This is a genomic window from Aquiflexum gelatinilyticum, assembly GCF_024741135.1.
Taxonomy (GTDB): Bacteria; Bacteroidota; Bacteroidia; order Cytophagales; family Cyclobacteriaceae; genus Cognataquiflexum; species Cognataquiflexum gelatinilyticum.
The window spans coordinates 563203-585550 of record NZ_JANSUY010000001.1 but is presented as its reverse complement, the minus strand read 5'-3'; the positions used below and the strand labels follow the sequence as shown (position 1 = coordinate 585550).

Below are 22348 nucleotides of genomic sequence, written 5' to 3'. Positions count from 1 at the left end.
TGACATCTTATGCCACTATTTCCTCTTTTTCTTCTTTCACTACAGACTCCTGAAAGGGACTGGATTTTTTCAAATCACGGGCACTTCGCAACACAAACCATGTGAGTGGAAACAATCCTCCCAAACAAAATACCGATCCGCCCACCAGCCTAAGCCAGGTAAATGATTGAAAAGGAACACTTTGAATAAATTCCTGTGACCTTGCATACCAATATCCGTTTTCCATTACTGCGACCAATTGGTGAATCCCCGCGGGAAACAGATCCAATGCCACCATCAAAAGCAATCCTATGTTGATTGACCAAAAAGCTGTTTTGATCAATGAATCGTTCCATTTTTCAGGTTTGATCAAAAACCTCAGGCAAAACAAAATTGCGGCAATAGATAGATTTCCATAAACTCCCATCAATGCGGCATGTCCGTGATTGACAGTAAGGTAAGTTCCGTGTTCGTAGTAGTTGGCAATCGGGAGATTGATGATCAGGCCAAAGACACCTGCTCCGAAAAAATTCCAAAAAGTCACACCAAGGATGAATAAGAATACGCCCGGCATGGCAAACAAGGAAGACTTTCCCCGGGACTTTTCCTTCTTCCCTAGGAGATAAGGCATTTTCTGCATCTTCCAGGCTTCAAGGGTCAGCAAAATCAAAGGAACTACCTGCAGGGTAGAGAACACACTTCCCAATGCAAGCGTAGCCACAGGTTTGGCATTCCAGTAGAAATTATGGGAAATCCCCATCAGCCCTGACCCCAAAAATAAAAGGGCGGACAAGTAGACCACCTTGACTACCGCCTGTCTATTGACCAATCCCATCATCACCATCATATATCCTACAATGATAGTCGTGAAAACCTCAAAGAATGCCTCTACCCACATATGGACAACCATCCACCTCCAAAAATCAGCGATGACAAAATTGGTTTCTGGACTTGCTACAAATCCTGATAGAAGCAATAATAAGATACAACATATCGAATAGACCAGCCAATTGGGCAATCCCCAAGGCATACCGGGTTTGAAAGTGCCTTTTACTCCTTGGTAAACAATGAGAGCCCAAAGAGTAAAAATGGATAAAAGCATGTATTGGTACAGTCTTCCAAGTTCTACAAACTCCCAACCCTGATGACCTAGCCATCTTGAATATTCGCCCATCATTCCTTTTGGTCCCATAAAAAGACCTATGACAGTACCGGCCACCATGACAAAGAATACCCAAAACAAAAGATTGATCAAGGTAAGTTGGCCTTTTGGCTCCTTATTGGCCAATAGCGGTAAAACAAAAAAGGAAATTCCTACCCAACAAGCCGAAATCCAAAAAAGGGATAATTGTACATGCCAGCTTCTCGAAATCGTAATAGGTAAGAGTTCTTGGGTTTCCCAACCAAAGTACTTGGTAAACCCTACAAAATCATGGACCGTCAATACACCTGCCAAAACCTGTACCAGAAACAATATCATCGCCACATAAAAAAATTTAAATGTTGCCCTTTGCGTTGGACTAGGCCTGAAGCTTTTCAGTTTGTCTTCAGTGACCATTTCAGATGCACCTTTGATTAAATAATCCTGATTCAGCTGCTCAAATTGTCCATAATAATACATCACCAAACCCAATCCCAAAACCAATCCCAACAAACCTACTATGCTCCAAATAAGCGTGGAAGGCGTAGGAAGATTACCCGCAAACTCATCATAAGGCCAATTATGCGTATAACTGTATTTATAACCCGGACGACTTACACTGCAAACCCATGAACCCCAATAAAAAAACATCCCCAAATCCCGAAGCTCCTGCTCATCTGTGATATATCCGGACGGCTGAAAACCTTCCTTAAATGTTGGGTCGGTAAACATTCTGATATAAAAATCCTGAACAGCCTGAATCCCATAAACCTGAGCATCTGTCACTTCTACAGAATTATCGGAGGGGTCGTATGTGTTGTTTTTGATTTCCTTTTGTACAATACTCAAAACACCTTCATCGCCGAATCCCCGATCATCAGAATTTTTGTCCATTGTCAGGGAATAGAATGATTTCATCGCCAAAGCATTTTCATGAAGTGCCTGCGCAGTGAAGTCAGGCCCCCTCAAAGCACCATCCCCAAACATACTCCCATATTCCATAAGGGCATATCTGTGAAATACTTCCTGCCCGCTCAAAATCTGTTCTTTGGAAACCACCCTATTACCATCCGAATCCACAAAATTAGGAATAGGCGGAGCCTCTGTATATGTCTGATATCCAATGAAAGTTAATCCTGCGATACTGATTACAAAAATCACCAAAAAAGGTACCCACCAATTTTTGGGATTCATGAGGTAATTGAGAAAGGTAGATTCTGGTTTCATAGTAGGATAAATTTGTATTATTTCTATTTCATATTTAAGACTATTTATTCTTATTTAATGTAAAAAAAAATCAATCATACAGTCTCACTTCATCTGCATTTATTTTTTCTGCCAACTGACTGAGACTTGTATTGGAAAAATGATCTTTTAAATCTGCTTTGGCTACTTTCCAGAATTCATGGACCGGACAGGGTTTGGCTATCCCACACCTCGGAAAACCGAGAAGGCAACTGTCGAAATAATCGTTTCCTTCCAAAGCCAATACCACATCCAAAAGCATGATCGATTCGGCAGATTTTGCTAAGGCAACTCCACCTGCCGGTCCGCGATAAGAATTAAGAATCCCATTTGAAGTCAATTCCCTGAAAATTTTTGTAAGAAAATGAAAAGAAAGATCCATCTCTTTAGCAATTTCTCCAATGCTCATATATTCTCCTTGAGAAGGGTTTGCTACCATGTAGAGCAACGCCCTAATGCCATATTTGCTGGTTTGGGAAAGTGCTTTCATTTCTTATTAAGACATTTTAGTCCTAATTAAAGAGAATATTCCTTGATTTCAAAATAAGAAAAATAATACTGGGAAAAATAATTTCAAATGCATTTTAAAATACCTCGGTTCACATTCTAAAGTGTAATATCCAGACTTCCATACAGAAAATATACAGAGTAAATCTTTATAAAAAAAAAGTAAAAGAATTGGAAATATCCTGAACACCGGACAACTTAAAAAAACCCAACAAGTAAGAACTTCGTAAAGTTTTTCTGTAATTATTAAATTTCAGTTGTTTCTTCCCTCGAATAGTTCTTTTCTTTGAATATCAATCCAACATCCATTTTACTCTATGAAACCCAACTACTATTTCTCACTCTCATTATTTCTGCTTTTCATAGCCTTTGGCACCCATTTTCAAACAAACGCACAGGGAATCTACACCGCCCGGGGATATTGGGAAGAATCCAACAAGGAAACTTACAGGATCATCAAACAAAAAAGCAATACAGGCATCGTCCTATCAGCTGATGAATCCTCTTACCTGAATGATTATGAAACCTACCTTTCCAATTATTTCTCTAGGCTTTCGGATGATGAAAAGTCGGTTTATGAAAAAATGAAACCCCAATGGGACAGGGAGATTTTTGGACCCCAACAAACGGCCATAGTCGAAGAGGAATTTGAATGGAGAGGAAGAGATTATGCTACAAATATCTTATATGGTGCTTATTATGGCGCCAGTTTGGTAGCCGTGACGGAAATCAGCAGTGCCGCTGCAGTCGGTATTCCCTTATTGACAGGAGGACTATGGGCTTTGGGACCGGTAATAGTCCCGAAAAAATATGAAAATATCAACCGCTCTGTCATCCGCGCAAGCAATACTGGAAAGTTTCTGGGACTTGTTTACGGTGGATCATTGGCATTGTTGGTTGCAGGCGAATCTGATAACATTGGCCAAACGGCCTTAATTCTTTCTTCTTTGGGAAGTATTGCCTTGGGAGAAGTGGGTTTTAAATTACAGAAGAAAAGAAACTTCTCTGAAGGACATATAGAATTGGTCAGTCATTATGGAACCATAGGTCCATGGATTGCCGGGGCTACTTTAGGAGCAACACAATCCGATAATCCCAATCTTTATGGTGCCGCCTTCTTGGCAGGTGGTGTAGGTGGTATCCTTGTAGCAAATAATGTTTCAAAGAAATATGATTATACCAAAGGAGATGTAAATAACATTTCTGCATTGTCCCTTGCGACAACGGGAGTCGGTTTTGCAATTTTTGCTGAAACTCTTCAAAATGACGTTTCAAGTGCAGTCCTTCTCATTCCCGCTGCAGGTACTGTCATCGGTACCATGCTTGGTCAAAAAGCCGTAAAAGGAGTATACCTCAACAAAAAGCAGGGAAGTACTATTGGACTTTCCACAGGTGGCGCAGCTTTGGTAGGCCTTGGACTTGCAGCGATCTTCGAAACTGACTCCCCTACTCTGTGGGTTGGTATCCCATCCGTATTGGCTTTGGCGACACAACAGATTCTATTCAACAAGTATAAGAAAGACAACCTAGCCGGCAACTTACTTGGCAAAATCAACAAAGACAAACCTTACAGATTTTCCATGAAAGTGACGCCTGAAAACTATTTTGTCAACCAACAAATGGTTGTTCCTTCCGGTATTCTAAATCCCAATGGCAATATCTCGAATCCTTTGGTCAACCTGAAACTGGCTTTTTAAAAAATTCTTATTCCCAACCTGAAATCCTTAAAAGAAATCTCTAAAACTCAAGAAAGCCGCAATCTTTAGAAATCTCCAACCAATCAACTGAGAATTTCTAATGGTTGCGGCTTAATTTTTTTTATTAAAAATCCACTAAACCCAAATTCCAAAAAATTTGTTTCGTGCCATTAGTCACACCAAATAGGTTAAATTGTCCGTAAACTTGTACTTTATTAAAAGATGGAGCTGTATCAAAAACCAGTTCCCTCTTCTTTTATTCAAAAAATTAAAAAAAATAAAAAGAAATATGTTCTTCGAATTAGTTTATGACAAAAGTCTGGCGCAAGCGAGTTACGTGATCGGATGTCAGGCGAGCGGGATCGCTGCCGTAATTGACCCAAAAAGAGACGTAGACACTTACCTCAACATTGCCAAAGCCAATAACTTCAAAATCACCCACATCCTCGAAACCCACATCCATGCAGATTTCCTAAGCGGTTCAAGAGAACTTGCCGCATTGACAGGGGCTGAAATGTACCTTTCTGATGAAGGGGATGAAAACTGGAAATATGAATTTCCACACAAAAAAATCAAGCACGGAGACATCATCAAATTGGGGAATATCACCTTTGAGGTACTCCATACTCCGGGTCATACACCTGAGAGTGTCAGCTTTTTGTTGACTGACAGACCGGCTACCACCGAACCTGCGATGCTCTTTACCGGGGATTTCGTGTTTGTGGGAGACGTAGGAAGACCAGACCTCCTAGAGCAGGCAGCAGGTATCAAAGGCACCCAGGATATCGGAGCCGCACAGATGTATGATTCCTTACAGTCTTTCTCCAAACTCCAGGAATATATTCAGGTTTGGCCAGGTCACGGCGCCGGTTCGGCCTGTGGCAAAGCATTGGGTGCAGTACCGATGACGACTGTCGGCTATGAGAAAATCAGAAACTGGGCCTTGAACCTTTTGGACGACAAAGCAGCATTTTCAAAGGAACTCCTCGCTGACCAGCCCGAACCACCAAAGTACTTCGCTATGATGAAGAAACTCAACAAGGTGGACAGAAAGCTATTGACTGAAGTACCAAAGATCAAAAACCTGACAAAGGATGAATTTGCGAAAGCCAAGAAAGAAGGCCTAAAAATAATCGATGCCAGACCTTGGGAGGATTACGCAAGAGGATTCCTAAAAGGTACCTTGAACATCAGCAACAACAACTCTTTCTCCACTTGGATGGGTTGGTACCTTAACTATGAAGAGCATTTTGTTCTTATCGCCAACGAATCCGAAATCGAAGACCTGACCCGAAAATTGATGCGGATCGGTTTGGACAATATCCACGGATTTATCACTCCTGATCAATTGGCTTCCTTCGAAGCAGGAAATCTGGAAAGCTACAATCCTATCGACAAAGAAACTGTCAAAGCCAAACTTGAAAAAGGAAACGTGCAGGTAGTCGATGTCAGAGGGGTAGCGGAATACAAAAAAGGAAAAATCGATTCTTCAGATAACCTGTTTGTAGGTAAACTCAACCTGAACCTGGACAAAGTATCCAAAGACAAACCGGTCATTATCCACTGCCAAGGCGGTGCTAGGGCAGCTATTGCCTACTCCATCCTGAGAGCCAACGGATTTGACAATATCCTGAATTACTCCGGCGGCTACAACGACTGGACGGCTTAATATAATTTAATTCCCAAAACCAAAACGGAGGACTGAAAAGTCCTCTTTTTTTTTTGTGTTTTTCCCGCAAAGTCAGAAGCCGCAAAGGAAAACGCTTAACCTTTCAATAAAGCACACATTGCGCCCCTTTGCGAAACCTTTGCATCCATTGCGGTAAAAGAAAAACACCTCACGCAGAGAAATAGAAAAGGTTGAAGAAAAAAAGAAATATTCAAACTCTGGGCCCTCAGTGGGCTCCGTGGTAAAATTATTAGATCCGGCTTCTGGAGAAGCAGGATAACAGGAAGCAGGTAGCCGAATGAACAACAAGAAGCAATCTTATTTTTTGAGAATAATCAGGACAATATTTTTATTTCTACAATTTATCTTTACCTTTGTTAGTGAATACTAACTTACATTATGAAAGAGATTTCAGAAAGACAAAAAGAGATTATTGAAGCTGCTGGAAAACTCCTTTCCAACTCAGGTATGAGCGGCTTGACTACCAAAAAGCTGGCCCAAGAAATGGGCTTCTCTGAGGCTGCCATATATAGACACTTTGAAAATAAAGAAGCGATTATCATTGGATTATTGCAATTTTTGAGGGCCGATATGGATCAAAGACTTGTTGCAGCCATTAAGGAAAATAATACTCCTGAAGCAAAATTCAAGGCTATTTTCAAAAGTCAGTTCGATTTCTTCAGCGAAAATCCACACTTTGTTGTTGCCGTATTTTCCGATGGACTTTTAGAAGCAAGTGAAAAAATCAACCAGGCCATCCTCCATCTCATGCAAACCAAAATCAGTTACCTCATGCCGGTCATCCTGGACGGTCAGCAAAAAGGAATATTTACCCAATCCATCACTTCTGAGGAATTGGTGCACATCATTATCGGGTCATTTCGATTACAGATGTTCAAATGGAAAATCGCCAATTTCCAATTTGATCTCAGAAGAAATGGTCAAAATATCATTGAGAGCCTTTTGACAATCATTAAACCTTAAAAAAATTTGACATATCATGTTAGTAAATACTCACACACTAAAACTAGGGTTAGTATTACCGCTCATGGTCTTGACCTTTTCGGTAAAAGCCCAAAACAGAGAATGGGAACTTGAGGCTTGCATCGACACGGCATTTGTCCACAACAAGAACATCCTGATGGCCAAAAACCAGACGGACATAGCAGGTCTCAAAAATCAGGAAGCAAAAGCGCAGTTGATTCCCAAGATGTTCCTTCAGGGAGACTACCGGTACTACACAGACCTTCCTTATCAACTCCTCCCACAGGCTGCCTTTGGTGGCCAAGAGGGCGTATTCAGACCTATTCAATTTGGCGTTCCCAATAATATTTCGGCAAACCTGTCTTTCAAAATGCCCATTTATGATCCCCAGATCATGGGTGGAATCAAAGTTTCTGAAAGTTACGAAGCCCTTTCATCCTTGCAGGAAAGCAAATCACGTGAACAGATTTACCTCGAAATATCAAACCTCTACTACAATGCCCAAATCCTGAAAAACAAATTGGCATTCATTGAACAAAACATCGAGAACAGTCAAAAACTGCAAAAAAACATCCGGTTACTCTATGAACAGACCATGATTCAAAAAACGGAATTGGACAAGGTGGTCCTTCAAAACCAACAACTTCAGACGCAGCGGTCGCAAATCATGAGGCAATATGAGTCTGTTTTGAACCTGCTGAAATTTTCCATGGGAATAGAAGCAGACAGAGATTTTGATGTCCCTTCCGCCATCCACAGCCCTGAGGAGGAATCTTTGGAGAGTAAAAATACCATCGACATCCTCATTCAGGAAAGCAGGTACAAGATCGTCCAACAGGAACTCAAAATATTGCACAACAGCCGCATTCCGCAATTGTCGCTTTATGGCAATTATGGGACTACGGGTTTTGGCTACAATGGCGAACCTGAAGCTTTCCTTGATTTCTACAGAGTGAGTTTTGTAGGGATTCAACTGAACTACCCCCTTTTCAGTGGCACGGTCACGCAGAAAAAAATCCGGGCCAAGAAATATGAATTGGCAAACAGCCAACTTCAAAAAGACTTTGTCAATGAACAGACCCTTGTCCTCAGCCAAAATGCCCAACTAAAACAGGAACAGGCAGAACAGCAACTCCAAACCAACCTTTCGCAGATCGCATTAGCGGAGTCGGTCTATCAGCGGACCCTACTCCAGCAGCGTGAGGGAATCGCAAGCCTGACAGAAGTACTATTGGCTGACAATGCCCTCAGAGACAGTCAGCAGCAATACCTCTCGGCCATGATCGAATACCTCACTGCCACTCTTGAAATCAAAAAACTTAACGGAACACTCCTCAACTGAAAGAGAAACCATGAAAAAGCTACTCTATATTCTCATCCCTTTGGTTATCGTTGCGGCGATAGCATTCAAGCTTTTTTCCAACAAGCAAACAGCTACGGAAAGGGTCTTTCACTACAATAAGGATCAAAACATCAATGTGATGGCCCAAAAGCTGACCAAAGAATCTGTGCAGCAGGAGTCTGCTTTCACGGGTGCATTTGTGGCTCAAAAAGAATCTAACCTCAGTGGGGAATTGCAGGGAAAAGTCAATGCCGTCATGGTGGAAAACGGCGACCCTGTCCGGAAAGGCCAAGTATTGGTACAGCTGGACAATACCATGCTGGTATGGCAACAAAAAGCAATTGAAGTCCAGATAGAAGGGCTTGAATCGGATTTGAAACGCTACAAAATATTGGTAGAAAATGATGCGATCCAGGGAATCCAACTTGAAAAAACCGAAATGGCCCTCAAATCCGCCTCAGTCCAACACCAATCCCTTCAGGAGCAAATCAAAAAAACAAGCATCAGAGCACCTTTCGATGGGATTGTCACCGCAAAAATGACCGAAGTGGGAGACTTTGCGGCACCCGGCAAGCCTTTGGTTCAGGTATCCAATCTAAAAGACCTGAATCTCTTGATACAGGTTTCGGAACAAGACCTAAGCCTATTCCAAAATGGTCAGACCGTCGACATTTTGGTGCCTGTAATCAATATGGAGACCACCGGAAAAGTATCCATGGTGGGCGTTAAGAGCAATCCGGGAAATAGTTTCCCTGTCGAACTCAAAGTCAGCAACAGCAACGACCTCAAGATCAAAGCAGGATTTTTGGGGGAAGTTTCTATATCAGATCCGAGCATGCAAAACAGAATCCTGATACCCTCATCGGCCATCGTAGGGTCAGACCTCGAACCAAAAGTATATCTGATCAAAAATGGAAAAGCACAGCTCACTACGATCTCCATCAGCAAAAGAATCCAGAACAAAGTCCTGGTAGATTCCGGACTTCAGGAAGGTGATACCCTCGTCATCGGTGGTGTGATCAATGTCTTTGAAGGTGCCAACCTCACTCCAATCTTTTAACCACTCCGCCATGAATATCACATCCATATCCATCAACAGGCCTTCTTTGATCATTGTCCTGTTCAGTGTTTTCATCCTTTTGGGATATATAGGCTTCACCAATCTTTCTTACGAATTGATGCCGGACTTCAACCAGCCCGTGGTCGTCATCAAGACGGTCTATCCCGGTGCTGAACCTGAGGAGGTCGAAAATTCGGTTTCGAAAAAAATCGAAGATGCCCTTTCAAATCTGGAAGGAGTAGACTATTTGGTTACCAAATCTCTCCCCAATGCCTCTGTCGTCATCGCCAACATGAAATACGGCGTCAACTTGGACCAAACCATGATGGACGCACAGCGGTACATTGATAATATTTCGCAGGACCTTCCTAAGGAAGTGCTTTCCCCCGAAATGAGTAAGGTCTCCCCAAATGACCTTCCCATCATGTCCATCACCGCGACAAGCCAAATCAACGGTCCTGAGTTTTACCAAAAGATGATCGATGATTTTATCCCGCAGATACAGCAACTCAAAGGGGTCGCCGAAATCACCATTCTCGGCGGTGAACAGCGAGAAGTCCAAGTCAACGTGGACCAAAATAAACTCAGACAGTACAAAATCTCACTGCTTCAAGTAGTAGAAGCCATCAACAGATCCGGACTAGATGTCCCTGCGGGAAAAGTTCAGACTGTCACCGAACAAAGTGCTGTCAGACTTTTGGGCAAATTCAATTCGCTGGAGGATATTGGATCGGTACAAGTCGCCATGCCTGTCAAGGGCAGTCCGGTCTATGTCAGGGATGTCGCTGTAGTGAAAAACGGAATTAGAGAAATCAGCTCCATCAGTCGCTACAATGGCAAGGAAGGTGTTGGTCTGATGCTCAAAAAGCAGGGTGATGCCAATGCCGTCGAAGTCTCCCGTGCAGTAAGAGGCCGTTTGGCCTTGATAGAGGAAACAAATTCCAGTTCCGGGATAAAATTCACCATCGCTGACGACAGTACTGACAACACGATCGCTGCTGTGAATTCAGTGGTTTTTGACCTTATCCTCGCCGTTATTCTCGTGTCTCTGGTCATGCTGATGTTCCTTAGAAGCTTTAGAAACTCGCTGATAGTTTTGGTTGCCATTCCTACTTCTCTTGTCACAGCATTTGCTGTCATGTGGATATTGGGATATACCCTGAATCTGATGACGTTGCTGGCCATGTCCCTCATCATTGGTATCCTCGTGGATGATGCGACTGTGGTTTTGGAAAACATACAGCGCCATTTGGATCAGGGAAAAGACAAAAGGACTGCAGCCATGGACGGACGTCTTGAAATCGGCTTTTCAGCGCTTTCCATCACCTTGGTGGACGTGGTGGTGTTTTTGCCGATCCTATTCCTGCAGGTTTTTGTGGCGGATATGTTAAAGCAGTTTTCTGTGGTCGTGATTACCTCCACGATGACGAGTTTGCTGGTTGGATTTACGCTTACGCCTTGGATGGCTTCACGGATTGGCAAGTCAGAAGACCTTCAACCCACCAATTTCTTCAACAAATTCCTGATCTGGTTTGAGCATCAGTTGGATACTTTCATCTCTTGGTATGGCAGACAGTTGGATTGGGTATTGGACCATAAGCTTGTATTTATGGGCATCATTTTGGCGCTTTTTGCCATGACCGGACTTATCCTGAAGCAGGGGATCATCGGCAAGGAACTGATTGCCACCGGAGATCAGGGAAAGTTCAGTCTTTACCTGGAATTTGACAAATCCACCGGAATCAAGCAGAACAACCTCAAAAGCCAAGAAATAGAGAATTTCCTATTGGAGCAACCTGAAGTGGCCACCATCTTCAGCAACATCGGCGGCCCAACTACCGGAATCGGAAGCCTTGGCGTGGGTTCACCCAATAAATCCGAACTCACCATCCAGCTAAAACCCGCAAAGGAAAGAGGCAATATCCCAACAGAAACTTATATGAAAGAAGTCAGGGAGGAGTTGCAAAAAGAATTTCCCGGAGTAAGTTATTCCATGACCGCATTGGGACTGATCCCAAGATCCGCACCGATAGAAATAACCCTCAGCGGCCCGACTACCGAAAGTGTCATGGCTGCGGCAAATGACCTGAAGACCATTGTCGAAAACATTCCCGGATCGGACTTTGTGAAATTGTCAGTAGAAGAAGGAAGCCCTGAGTTCCAGGTCATCCCCGACCAATACCGACTGCAGCTATTTGGTCTGAACAATGCCTTTGTGGGTCAAAATCTCCGATATGCCCTGACCGGAAATGACGATGCCTCCCTGACCGAAGGGGGTACCGAATATCCTGTCCGTATCCAATTGGATAATTTTAACCGCCAAAATTACGAAGACATCAGACGGATTTTGATCACCAATCCTATGGGGTTCCCGATCGAACTCGCTCAGGTAGCCAACATATCCCAGAACAAATCACCTTCCTTACTTGAAAGAAAAGACCGTCAACCTGCAGTCACTTTGACAGCCAATGCCCTAGGAAGACCTTCCGGCACTGTGGCCGACGAAGTTGTCGCCAAACTCAAAACAAACCCGCTTCCTGCTGAGATCAGCATGGTATGGGGTAGTGATATCAAAAGGCAAAATGACAGTTTTGGAGCTTTGGGATCGGTTTTGCTGATTTCCTTTTTGCTGATCTACCTCATCATGGTAGCCTTATATGATAGTTTTATCTATCCCTTCGTCGTCCTTTTCTCTATTCCTGTAGCAGTCATCGGGGCGTTTTTAGCCCTCAACCTTTCCATGAATAACCTCAGTCTCTTTGCATTGCTTGGTCTGATCATGTTGATGGGGTTGGTAACCAAAAATGCCATCCTGATTGTGGATTTTACCAACCAACTCCGGGCAGAAGGAATGGAAGTAAGAAAAGCGCTGATCACTGCCGGTAAAGGAAGAATGCGTCCGATCCTGATGACTACCATATCGATGGTCGTCGGGATGCTGCCCATAGCCCTGGCGAGTGGAACGGCGAGTGAGTGGAAAAACGGATTGGCTTGGGTGATTATCGGTGGCTTGATGTCATCCCTGATATTGACGGTCTACCTCGTCCCTGTGGTTTATTATTTCTTTGAATCCATCAAAGTCCGAATCCAAAGAAAAAAAGAAAAAGTCCCGGCATTGTCTTGAAACATGAAATTTACGGCTTTCCTAAAGTTTGGCACAAACAAGGAAAGCCGTTTTTCCAGTCTTCCCCTATTTCATCGGTACGCATCTGACAATTGAAAAAAAATGTGAAAATGGGAGATGGCATATAGCCCTTTTCATAGGTGTAGTTTTAGGAGACATTGTTTGGCTTTACCTGTATGTTCCCCTATCCCTCAGGTATAGTCCCGCCCACCTTGTCCTATACTCCCCCTACCCATACTCCGCATCTCAGTTAGGGATACTCCGTGTCCTCGCTATAGATACTCCGCCTCTGGGTTACCCTTGAGCTACTTCCCATCTACCCCATTCCTTAGATTCCCATACCCACACTCCTTATTATTCCTACACTAATCCTACCTCAAACCTACTCCCTATTACACGCTCCTCTACCTTTCCCCTACCCATTGACCAATGCTTGACCAATCCATGTCCAATGCAAGTCCAATGATTATTCAATCGCCGAGCAGGTACTGAAGCATACGAGCAGGATCAAATCATCATTTTCCCTGCGACCTTCGGGAGCTTAATGGTAAAACCATTTGATCTCCCTAGAGACCCTTTGCATTCCCTTCGTTTCAATTGCGGTAAAAAGTAAAATATGACCCCACTTAAAGGCACCATTTCACCATAATAAAACCCTCCGGATTCCCGAACCTTAAACCAAATAAGTCTTCCAAACTCACAGGGTATTTCTATGATGTTAAAAATAAAAATATTTTTTTTATTTATAATTTCTTTGTTATTTTTGACTCACAATAGACGGAGAATAGCACCAAAATTCTTCTTGGTTCTCCCCCTCTGTTTCCTGTTGCCACAAATACAAACTGACATCTTAAAAATGCTCTTGAACAAACCTCTCATTCTTTTCAAGTATGAATCGACAAGGAATTGACCCTATATCTCCTGATGCATATTTCCCAAATAGGATAAAAGAAAAAGTTCTATTTATCACCGGTGCTGCCAAAGGAAGTATCGGGGGAGCCACTGCCATACGGGCCGCCAGAGAAGGTGCCAAGGTTTTTAGTGTGGATCTCAAAGAAAAAGAACTGAAGGAAACCTGTGATCAAATAAAGGCAGAAGGAGGAGATGCATTTGCATATTCGGCAGACGTCCGAGAGCCAAATCAGGTGGATTTGGCAGTAAAAAAATGTATTGAACACTACGGCAAAATAAATCTAGTCTTAAATGCTGCAGGTGTAATGGATGGAAATGATCCGTCAAAACCTCAGGATTTTGAAAACAACCTAAATCTTATCCCCTCGCCTATTCACAAAGCCACGGATGAATACTGGAAAAATGTAATGGATGCAAATATCAACGGACTTTTTTATTGTTTGAGAGCGCAGTTAAATCAAATGGTAAATCAAGGCGAGGGAGGAAGTATTGTCAATATCAGCTCCATAGCAGGGATAATCGGATTACCTGGTAACTGTGCTTATTCAGCCAGCAAACATGCCGTCACAGGATTAACCAGAAATGCCGCCATCGATTATGCCCCATACGGAATCCGGGTCAACTCTGTTAATATGGCCCAAACTGACACTCCAATGGTTTTTCGTGCAATGGAATTTGTGAAATGGGCAGTAAGCCAAGGCAAGGGAAGCGGAATGGCCGGATTAAAGTCTGCAAGCCTTCTTTCAGCAAATGATCCACAGCACAGGGGATCGACTCCTTGGGAGCAAGCCGCCACCATTTTATTTCTTCTTTCAGACGACGCGAGCAATATCACAGGATCATGCATAGCGACAGATGGGGGATGGACAACTTATTGATTCAATCCCCGGGATTTATCAAAACGTCAAAAAAAACTGTAAAAAATGAAAATCATCTCACAATTGACCCTTTGGACAATTAGGATTTTGGTCTTTTTCCTAATCATAATTTTGATTGTGAGCTTATTGGAGTTAGGAGGCATCATAGTAAAAGCGATTCTGGCTAGTGACGAAATCCTTATTTTCCGCGATAGCCCCTTGGTTAAAGAAGGACTTTTTCTTGCAAAGGTTCAGGGATTGATTTCTGCAGTTCTGCTTATCACCATACTCATTGAACTCATAGGTTCCTTGGTAGAATACATCAAAGAAGGGAACGCCAACTACATAAAAATCATAGTAGAAATTGCGCTGATTGCACTGCTCCGACACCTTTTAGGACTTGATGTAGAACACGTAGCGACAGGCACATTGATAGGAATTTCTGCTCTCCTACTAGTTCTCGGAGGGTTTTACTACCTCTTGAAAAAAATACCTGCTGAGGCACCGGCAGGTGATCTTACAAAAGAATAACTAACTATTCACGAATATTCAGCTAACTCTACTCAAAACCAATTATTTATGGAAATCAATAAACTATTTAGCCTAAAAGGTAAAGTCGCAATTGTCACAGGTGGCGGCAATGGAATCGGCAAAGCCTGTGCGCTCATGCTCTCTCAGGCAGGAGCTTCAATAGCAGTCAGTGACCTCAAATTAGCCGATGCCCAATCCGCCGCAGACGAAATAGTAGCCATGGGCGGGAAGGCCATTGCCGTGGAATGCAACGTGACGGAGGATGCACACCTGGTCACTTTGGTAGAGAGAACCAAAAAGGAATTGGGCGGTGTCCATATTCTGGTCAACAACGCCGGCGGCGGTGGTGGAGGCAGGGAAAGCCCATACAAAATTTCTGTTGATGACTTTGCCTGGAGGTTCAAACTCAATGTGTATTCCGCATGGAGACTCTCCCAACTTTGTGCCCCGCTCATGAAAGAGGCCGGATATGGATCTATCATCAACATTACCTCGATGGCAAGTATCAACATCAGCCCCAACATGAGTGCATATGCTTCTTCCAAAGCGGCGATGAACCACATGACAGCCAACCTCGCCATGGATTATGGAGTCGATGGCATTAGGGTCAATGCAGTCGGTCCGGGCGCCACCAAAACAGCAGCATTGGCCTCCGTCCTGACACCGGAAATAGAAGCCAAAATGTTGGCACATACGCCTATCAAACGCCTTGGAGAAGTCGAAGATATTGCCGGAGCAGTACTTTACTTCGCGGCCCCTGTTTCTGAATGGATCAGCGGTCAGGTACTTTTTGCCAATGGAGGGGGAATTCAAACTTTGGATTAATACATAACCATTTAAAATAAACCAACATGAAAGCCATCGAAAAACTCTTTTCCTTCGAAGGAAAAGTAATCATCATCACAGGTGCTGCAGGAGCTATCGGAAGCGCCGCCGGCCACCTTTTTGCTTCCTTGGGCGCCAATGTCGTCATCTCAGATCTCAATGGAGAAGGCGCCATCAAAGTAGCTGCCGAAATCGAAAAAGAATCCGGTAAAAAGACCTTGGGAATCAAAACAGATGCTACTAACGAGGCAGACCTTGAAAATCTGGTCAAAACAACCATAGACAAATTCGGAAAGATTTCAGGATTGATCAACAACGTCGGTTGGGGAGCCAATACGCCTATTTGGGAATCGAATTCTGAAAAGATGGTGAAGTCCTATTTGCTCAATACCGTAGGCTCCTATAACCTCACCAAGATGTGCATGCCATACCTTGAAAAAGAACCCAACGCCTCTGTGGTATTTTCCGGTTCGATGGTAGGTGTTTCTCCTTCACCTGAATTCATTGAATACAGCACCGCAAAAGCAGGATTGATGAATATGGTCCGCAGTATGGCGGCAGTTTCAGGACCAAAAGTAAGGTTCAATACAGTTTTGATCGGTTCGGTGGACAATGGGGACAGTACTTTGGCAGCAGGCTATACACCCGAAATGCTCAAAGCGCTCGCGGATATGTTTGTAATGAAGCGCCGTGGTGCTCCTATGGAGATCGCTTATGGGATGATGTTTTTGATGAGTGACGCTGCACAATGGATTACTGGAATTGACCTTAGGATCGATGGTGGCGGATCTTATAAAAGTAAAATGCCTACAAAAAAAGATTAACCTATTTACAAATGGTACGGGCGATACCCATCATCCGTGCCATTTTTTCCATTTCCTCATGAAAAACCTTTACATCACCTTAATCTTCACTTGGCTTTTGGTTTTGGCATATACCCCCACATATGGCCAGATAGACCAAATATTTGGGGTGGAAGTTGTGCCTAACAATGTTGAGGGAATTCCCATCAGATCCGTGGTCATCCTGTTGGAAAAAGACGGGAAAGAATACCTCGCAGATTCTTTGGAGATGCAGGCATTTTACGATGCCTTTAACATCAAGCCCGGAAGCATCTTCCGGCAATTCTCAGTGGATTTGGCCATATCTGTTTTTTTGAAACAAGAAGAAATCAAATCGGCAAGCTACAAAGTATACACTCCCGAAATCTCCGGCCCTGTCGTATTGGTGATCAGATCATCTTTTTGGAGTGAGGGAGAGAAAAAGGAAAAAGAATCCAAAAAGGATCTTCCTTTTCCTACCCTTATTGAGACCGAAAGGAGTAAATTGACCTTGATTCTCAATGGAGCAGCAGGTATTTACCATGATCAAAATGCGTTTTTTTCGAAAGGTGCTGAATTTACTCAAGGCAATACCGTAGCAAACAATCCTGCAGGTCGGGGACCGAGGTTTTGGGGGGAGACATTTTTAGAGCCTGGAATAGCAGGTATGACCCAACTAGGCAAAAGCAAAATATATCCCTATGGGGCAGTGACATTCTTGGTTTCAGGAAGAAATTCCAGCGACATCTATTCAGAAGGAACCGCCGGGAAAGGAACAGTTGAAAGACTTTATGGCGGAGTCCTTTTGCCTCAATTGGGCAAAAACAAACAACTCCATATTGACTTATCCGCTGGGAGGCAATTCTTTCAACTCAATGACGGCTTCTTATTTTCGAGATTTTCGGGGTCGGCAAATGCCGGCGAAAGGGGAAGTGTTTATCTTAATTCAAGGACAGCTTTTCAAATGACCGCTTGGGCAAAAGTCCATTGGAAAAAATTCAATTTCTCGGCATACTATGTTGAGCCTCAAGAATTATTCAAAGATAGACAGAGCGATACCCGGTACCTTGGCGGGGGCGTATCCTACAATGACAACAAGCATCTGGACCTGGCACTCCATTACATCACCATCAATTCTTCAAAGGCCACCTACGCCACTCCGGAGGGGAGGATCCCTTTAGAGGGATTGCAAACCATCAATCCAAAAGTATGGGTCAATAACATTGCAGGAACGGGGATTTTTATCAAATCAGAATACGCCTTCCAAAGGAACCGCAATGCTGATATGGTGGCAAACGGCTGGTATTTGGGAGGAGGTATAGTGAAACAGGCCTGGAAAAAAAGCCCATCCCTGTACTATAGGTTTGCTTTTATGCAGGGTGACGATCCTGAGACAACAAGATTTGAACGCTTTGATATCCTCCAGGGAGGCGGTTTGGGCAACTGGATCCAAGGGATCAACTTTAAGAAAATACTGGGGGACGGGAATCTCTTGACCCATAGAATCGAAATGAAAGCTTTCTTGGCCAAAAACATGGACCTGAGCTTTGACTATTTTATCCTGATGGCCGATTCCAAAAGCAACTTGGGTTCCCTCGCCCCTATTGCTACTCTTCAGGATAAAAATTTCGGACAGGAATTTACCACTACTTACCGCTACTTCTTCAAAAGAAACTACCTGTTTCTTGGCTTATTTTCATGGGCAAAACCCGGAAAAGCAATTTCATCCAGCTTTGAATCCAATGTATATGATTGGTTTACATTCCAAGCTTCCACTTTCATGTTTTTCTAAAATCAAAAAAACAACCTTTATGACAACTACATCAACCTCACTAGCCGAATTGAAAAAGTCAGCAATCATAGCTGGAGGTTTCAACGCCGTGATCAATGGAATCATCAACTGGTTTTCAGTCAAAGACCTGGATAAAGTATTGGTAAGTGACAACCTCATCTCCTCCACTGAACATACCCTGCTCTCGGGTGCCGTTCCTTTGGCAGTTTCCTTAGCATTTATCCTTAGCGGAGTAGCCTATTTGACCACAAAAATCCCAAACAAACCCTCCTATTTTCCAAAAATATTCTGGCTATCCATGAAACATACTTTCATGGCTTTTGGGATAGCTGTCACCTTTGGGGTGATGTGGCAGAGATTAATGGGATCTATTGAAATTTCACCTGTAATGGCTACTGTCTGTACCGGATTGATTGCAGGTATTGTGGCTGCTATTGTGAATTATGAAACAACAAGATCACTGAATCTTAAAGACTAAGAGTAAACTCTCTTAACTGACTATGAAAAGTTCATCATTCTTTTCGATGCTTATAGTTGCTTTGGCTCTGCTGATGGGAGAAATCTCCATGGCCCAAGTGGTAAGCTTTCCCGATTCGGTCGGTCAGCGAAAAGGGAGCTTTTTCCCCTTGATGAGAGGGTTTAAGCAAAAGGCAGTGGAAGCCGGTGCAGAATTTCCCAAACCTTACGGCATAGCGGGTAGCATGTATTTCCAGCAACAGAATATGGAAATAACCAAAATCCGCTTAGGTGATCTAGAACTCAGCGAGGAGGGTGGCATCATTGATTTTGACGATTCCAAAATCAAAAATACGGTGACCTCCTCCCAGATTCGGGCTGATGTTTGGGTTTTGCCTTTTGTAAATATCTATGGCATGATGGGTAGGGTGACAACTTTCAATAACATCGACCTATCCATCAATCTCAGCAATAACAACATCCCCAACTTATCAGAATCGATCAATCTTCTTAAGGAAAGGACCATTGCCAACATCAACGGGACTGTTGGTGGTGCCGGGATGGTAGTGGCCGGCGGGTATGGGAAAGTTTTTGCCAATGTAAACATCACTTGGGCCCAAACATGGCTGAGTGAGGTCAATAGCGTTCAGAAATCCTTTGTGGCTTTCCCCATGCTAGGGATGACCACCTCCTTCGCCAATCTTTTTGTTGGTGGTATTTACCAAAACACAGGAACAGTAAATAAAGGATCCTTCCAAGGAAGCGATGGAAACTCCATCAATTATGAACTTGAATACTCAGCCAAAAGGTGGAATTACACTGTAGGTTTTAACAAATCCATTGGAAATTGGTCAATGGTGATTATTCAGGGATTCGGTGCGCGAACCAACAGTGTTGTTGAGGTTGGTTATCGATTTGGAAATTAATGTAGCATGGAAAAGAAGAATCTTGTTAAAGGGGTAATTTCTGAAAAAAAGGATTTCAATATCTAGGTAAAAAAAAATGAAAACTCAACTTATACTCATCACATCGATATTGGTTTTTTTTGGTTTTGTATCAAAAAGCCTATCCCAATCAACCACATCAAATAGTGGCGGTATACCCATCAAAAAAGGCATGTGGTTTAGCAGCTTAAGTTTGTCTGCTTCTAGTAAACAGGCGGAAAACGAACGGCAGCTTTTTGCCACTTACCTCAATGAGTCAAGAAGCTCGTTTTTAATCAGGCTTGACCCAGGGTATGTGATCAAAGACAACTTGGGAATAGGCCTTGGTTTGCTCTATGGAAGTACCGAAGATATCAGCACCCAACAGGCTAGCGATGGCGTCATTTCAGATGTTAAACTTGCCGAAAGAAGGATGGCATTCCGACCCTATATCAAAAACTTCATCCCATTAGGCACGAGCAACAGGTTTTATATCATAATCCCCACCGAACTCCAAATCGGTTATGGAAGCCAGTTGAAAGAAGTCACTACCAACCAAGTCCTTACCAGAACCCATTCCAACACCATTTATTATGGATTGGAAATGAGACCCGGTATGTTGGTATTTGTCCACAAGAACTTCGGTTTTGAAGTCAATGTAGGTGCATTCGGAATAAGTAATTCAGTCTCGCGGGGCACAGCTACCAACTTGCCTGACTCCAAGGTGGTAAACAATGACCTAAGTTTGAAAATAAATCTATTGGAACTAGCACTCGGATTTTCTATTTACTTATGAAACAGTTAGAATCTTTTTACGGACTATTCATCGCCATCTTCATAATATTGGTATGCCATGCCTGTTTAGATGAGCATCGCTTTGGCAAATCATCCCTCAACCAGATCTTACACTTCTCTGTAGCAGGCCAGGTAGGAAACACACAAATTGTTTCTGACAGCCTTTTGATCAGGGTGACTGTAGGTTCCCAAGTCAATACAGCCAATCTTTTTGCAGACTCTATCAGGGTAAGTTCTTATGCCAGGGTCAATCCAGGAAAAGGTGATTTGGTCGATTTTACCAAACCAACATTTTACGAAGTGACAGCTGAGAATGGCAGCGTGGCCAAGTATCGGGTGATCGTTACGAAAGAAACGGCTACCCCCCAACTTGAAAACTCCGGTTTTAAAGATTGGTATACTCCTGCGGGGAAAAATTATCAGGAACCAGGTAAAGATGAAAACACCATTTGGGCTTCAGGCAATGCAGGCGTAGTTACTTTGGGCCAGGCCAATGTGGAAAAAACAGAAATCGCACCGGGTGACTTTGGAGCCAAGCTGATCACAAGGGACCTGGGACCGCTTGCCCAATTGGTAAAACAGGGAATTGCGGCGGGGTCCATGTTTACAGGGAAATTCCAACTGAATATTTCCAATCCGCTCAGTTCAGCCAAGTTTGGAACACCGTTTTCGGCAAGGCCAAAAAGCTTCAGCATCACTTACACGTATGTTCCGGGTTTGGTTTATAAAAATGGCCAAGGTCAGGTTTTGGATAAAAAAGACCAGGCTGATATCTATCTTCTGTTGGAAAACAGAAGCGGTGAAACCATCAAAAGGATCGGAACGGCTTGGTTTAGATCAGGAGACAAGGTGGAGAGTCCCAAGGAGATTACAATTCCAATTATCTACGGCAACTTACCACAAGGTTCTCCCGAATTTTGGTTTCCTACCAACGGCACCATTGGCAATGCAACAGATGAAATCACACACATCAGTTTTGTATTGGCATCAAGTGCCGCGGGAGCCAACTTCGAAGGAGGCGTCAACAGTACACTGATTGTCAATAATCTCAAGTTGAACTATTAAATTCAATGATATAGCAGAAAAGGCCATGTTAAAAAACAAAACTCAAGAAATTATCAAAACCTTCTGGGTAGGTATATCCTTTATTCTGCCATTCTTTTTTGTTGGTTTTATAATATGGAAAATTGCTGAGCTGATATTCAGCCCTTTGCTTCCGGTAATTGATAAATTAGGAACTTGGCTTGGCGTAACAGATTTTGCAGAAGTATTCGGTGTGATCATTTTGATTGTTTTTATTTTCTTGGTTGGGTTGGCACTTCGTCTCCGAATCCTCAAAAAGTATTTGACCGAATTCGAAAATAAGCTGCTCTTCTACATTCCGGGGTATAAATTTTATCAGGCCCTCGTGACCACCCCATCGGATGCGGAAGAAAAAATTTTAAAACCTTGTTTGCTGAAGGAAGATGGTTTGCTGAAAGTATGCTTTTTGGTAGAAAAAAATGCGGAATGGGCTACCTTAATGGTACCTGAAGCCCCCACTTTCACTACCGGTGAACTCATGGTAGTTCCTCTTTCCAAGATAACCCCTCTGACTGTCTCTAACTTTAAAATGACAGGCATCATACGGAATTATGGGGAAGGAATTTTGGACGTACTCAAAAAAAATGAACTCAAACTCTGAAATT

The 22348-nt window shown here is 43.1% G+C and carries 18 protein-coding genes; 16 read left to right on the top strand and 2 right to left on the bottom strand.

Translation table 11 applies throughout. The features are described 5' to 3' along the window. Positions 1–7: 7 nt before the first annotated feature. Positions 8–2347, bottom strand: a complete 2340-nt coding sequence (locus NU887_RS02435; RefSeq protein ID WP_258421764.1) for a nitric-oxide reductase large subunit — start codon at positions 2345–2347, stop codon at positions 8–10. 70 nt (positions 2348–2417) lie between these two features. Further along, positions 2418–2855 carry an RrF2 family transcriptional regulator gene (locus tag NU887_RS02430; RefSeq protein ID WP_258421763.1) on the bottom strand — a complete coding sequence of 146 codons (438 nt, stop codon included), beginning with the start codon at positions 2853–2855 and terminating at the stop codon, positions 2418–2420. A 334-nt stretch (positions 2856–3189) separates the two neighbouring features. Between NU887_RS02430 and NU887_RS02425 the strand changes: the two genes are divergently transcribed. The 16 genes from NU887_RS02425 to NU887_RS02350 all read left to right on the top strand — a co-directional run bounded on the left by NU887_RS02425 (position 3190) and on the right by NU887_RS02350 (position 22344). Continuing rightward, entirely contained in the window at positions 3190–4569 is a 1380-nt protein-coding gene (locus NU887_RS02425; RefSeq protein WP_258421762.1) for a hypothetical protein, read from the top strand. A 289-nt stretch (positions 4570–4858) separates the two neighbouring features. Further along, positions 4859–6238 carry an MBL fold metallo-hydrolase gene (locus tag NU887_RS02420; protein WP_258421761.1) on the top strand — a complete coding sequence of 460 codons (1380 nt, stop codon included), beginning with the start codon at positions 4859–4861 and terminating at the stop codon, positions 6236–6238. A 399-nt stretch (positions 6239–6637) separates the two neighbouring features. Beyond that, entirely contained in the window at positions 6638–7222 is a 585-nt protein-coding gene (locus NU887_RS02415) for a TetR/AcrR family transcriptional regulator (RefSeq protein WP_258421760.1), read from the top strand. Between the two features lie 16 nt (positions 7223–7238). Then, positions 7239–8564 (top strand): TolC family protein, encoded by a 1326-nt coding sequence (locus tag NU887_RS02410; protein ID WP_258421759.1) that lies wholly within the window; start codon positions 7239–7241, stop codon positions 8562–8564. Positions 8565–8574: 10 nt separating this feature from the next. After that, positions 8575–9624 (top strand): efflux RND transporter periplasmic adaptor subunit, encoded by a 1050-nt coding sequence (locus tag NU887_RS02405; RefSeq protein WP_258421758.1) that lies wholly within the window; start codon positions 8575–8577, stop codon positions 9622–9624. Between the two features lie 10 nt (positions 9625–9634). Then, on the top strand, positions 9635–12748 hold the full coding sequence (locus tag NU887_RS02400; RefSeq protein ID WP_258421757.1) for an efflux RND transporter permease subunit: 3114 nt from the start codon (positions 9635–9637) through the stop codon (positions 12746–12748). A gap of 890 nt (positions 12749–13638) precedes the next feature. After that, a complete protein-coding gene (locus NU887_RS02395; protein WP_258421756.1) occupies positions 13639–14538 on the top strand; it encodes an SDR family NAD(P)-dependent oxidoreductase in 900 nt (299 codons plus the stop codon). Between the two features lie 45 nt (positions 14539–14583). Next, complete coding sequence (locus NU887_RS02390) at positions 14584–15048, top strand: phosphate-starvation-inducible PsiE family protein (RefSeq protein WP_258421755.1); 465 nt, start codon at positions 14584–14586, stop codon at positions 15046–15048. Positions 15049–15096: 48 nt separating this feature from the next. Continuing rightward, a complete protein-coding gene (locus NU887_RS02385) occupies positions 15097–15873 on the top strand; it encodes a glucose 1-dehydrogenase (protein WP_258421754.1) in 777 nt (258 codons plus the stop codon). A gap of 26 nt (positions 15874–15899) precedes the next feature. Next, positions 15900–16697, top strand: a complete 798-nt coding sequence (locus NU887_RS02380) for an SDR family oxidoreductase (protein WP_258421753.1) — start codon at positions 15900–15902, stop codon at positions 16695–16697. A gap of 58 nt (positions 16698–16755) precedes the next feature. Further along, a complete protein-coding gene (locus NU887_RS02375; RefSeq protein WP_258421752.1) occupies positions 16756–18486 on the top strand; it encodes a hypothetical protein in 1731 nt (576 codons plus the stop codon). A gap of 19 nt (positions 18487–18505) precedes the next feature. Beyond that, positions 18506–18964 carry a hypothetical protein gene (locus NU887_RS02370; protein ID WP_258421751.1) on the top strand — a complete coding sequence of 153 codons (459 nt, stop codon included), beginning with the start codon at positions 18506–18508 and terminating at the stop codon, positions 18962–18964. A gap of 22 nt (positions 18965–18986) precedes the next feature. Beyond that, positions 18987–19868 (top strand): hypothetical protein, encoded by an 882-nt coding sequence (locus NU887_RS02365; protein ID WP_258421750.1) that lies wholly within the window; start codon positions 18987–18989, stop codon positions 19866–19868. 76 nt (positions 19869–19944) lie between these two features. Then, positions 19945–20661 (top strand): hypothetical protein, encoded by a 717-nt coding sequence (locus tag NU887_RS02360; protein ID WP_258421749.1) that lies wholly within the window; start codon positions 19945–19947, stop codon positions 20659–20661. Beyond that, positions 20658–21725: a PCMD domain-containing protein gene (locus NU887_RS02355; RefSeq protein ID WP_258421748.1), complete on the top strand. Its 1068-nt coding sequence runs from the start codon at positions 20658–20660 to the stop codon at positions 21723–21725. The genes NU887_RS02360 and NU887_RS02355 overlap by 4 nt, the downstream gene beginning before the upstream one ends. 25 nt (positions 21726–21750) lie before the next feature. Next, complete coding sequence (locus NU887_RS02350; RefSeq protein WP_258421747.1) at positions 21751–22344, top strand: DUF502 domain-containing protein; 594 nt, start codon at positions 21751–21753, stop codon at positions 22342–22344. The last annotated feature ends 4 nt before the right edge of the window (positions 22345–22348 follow it).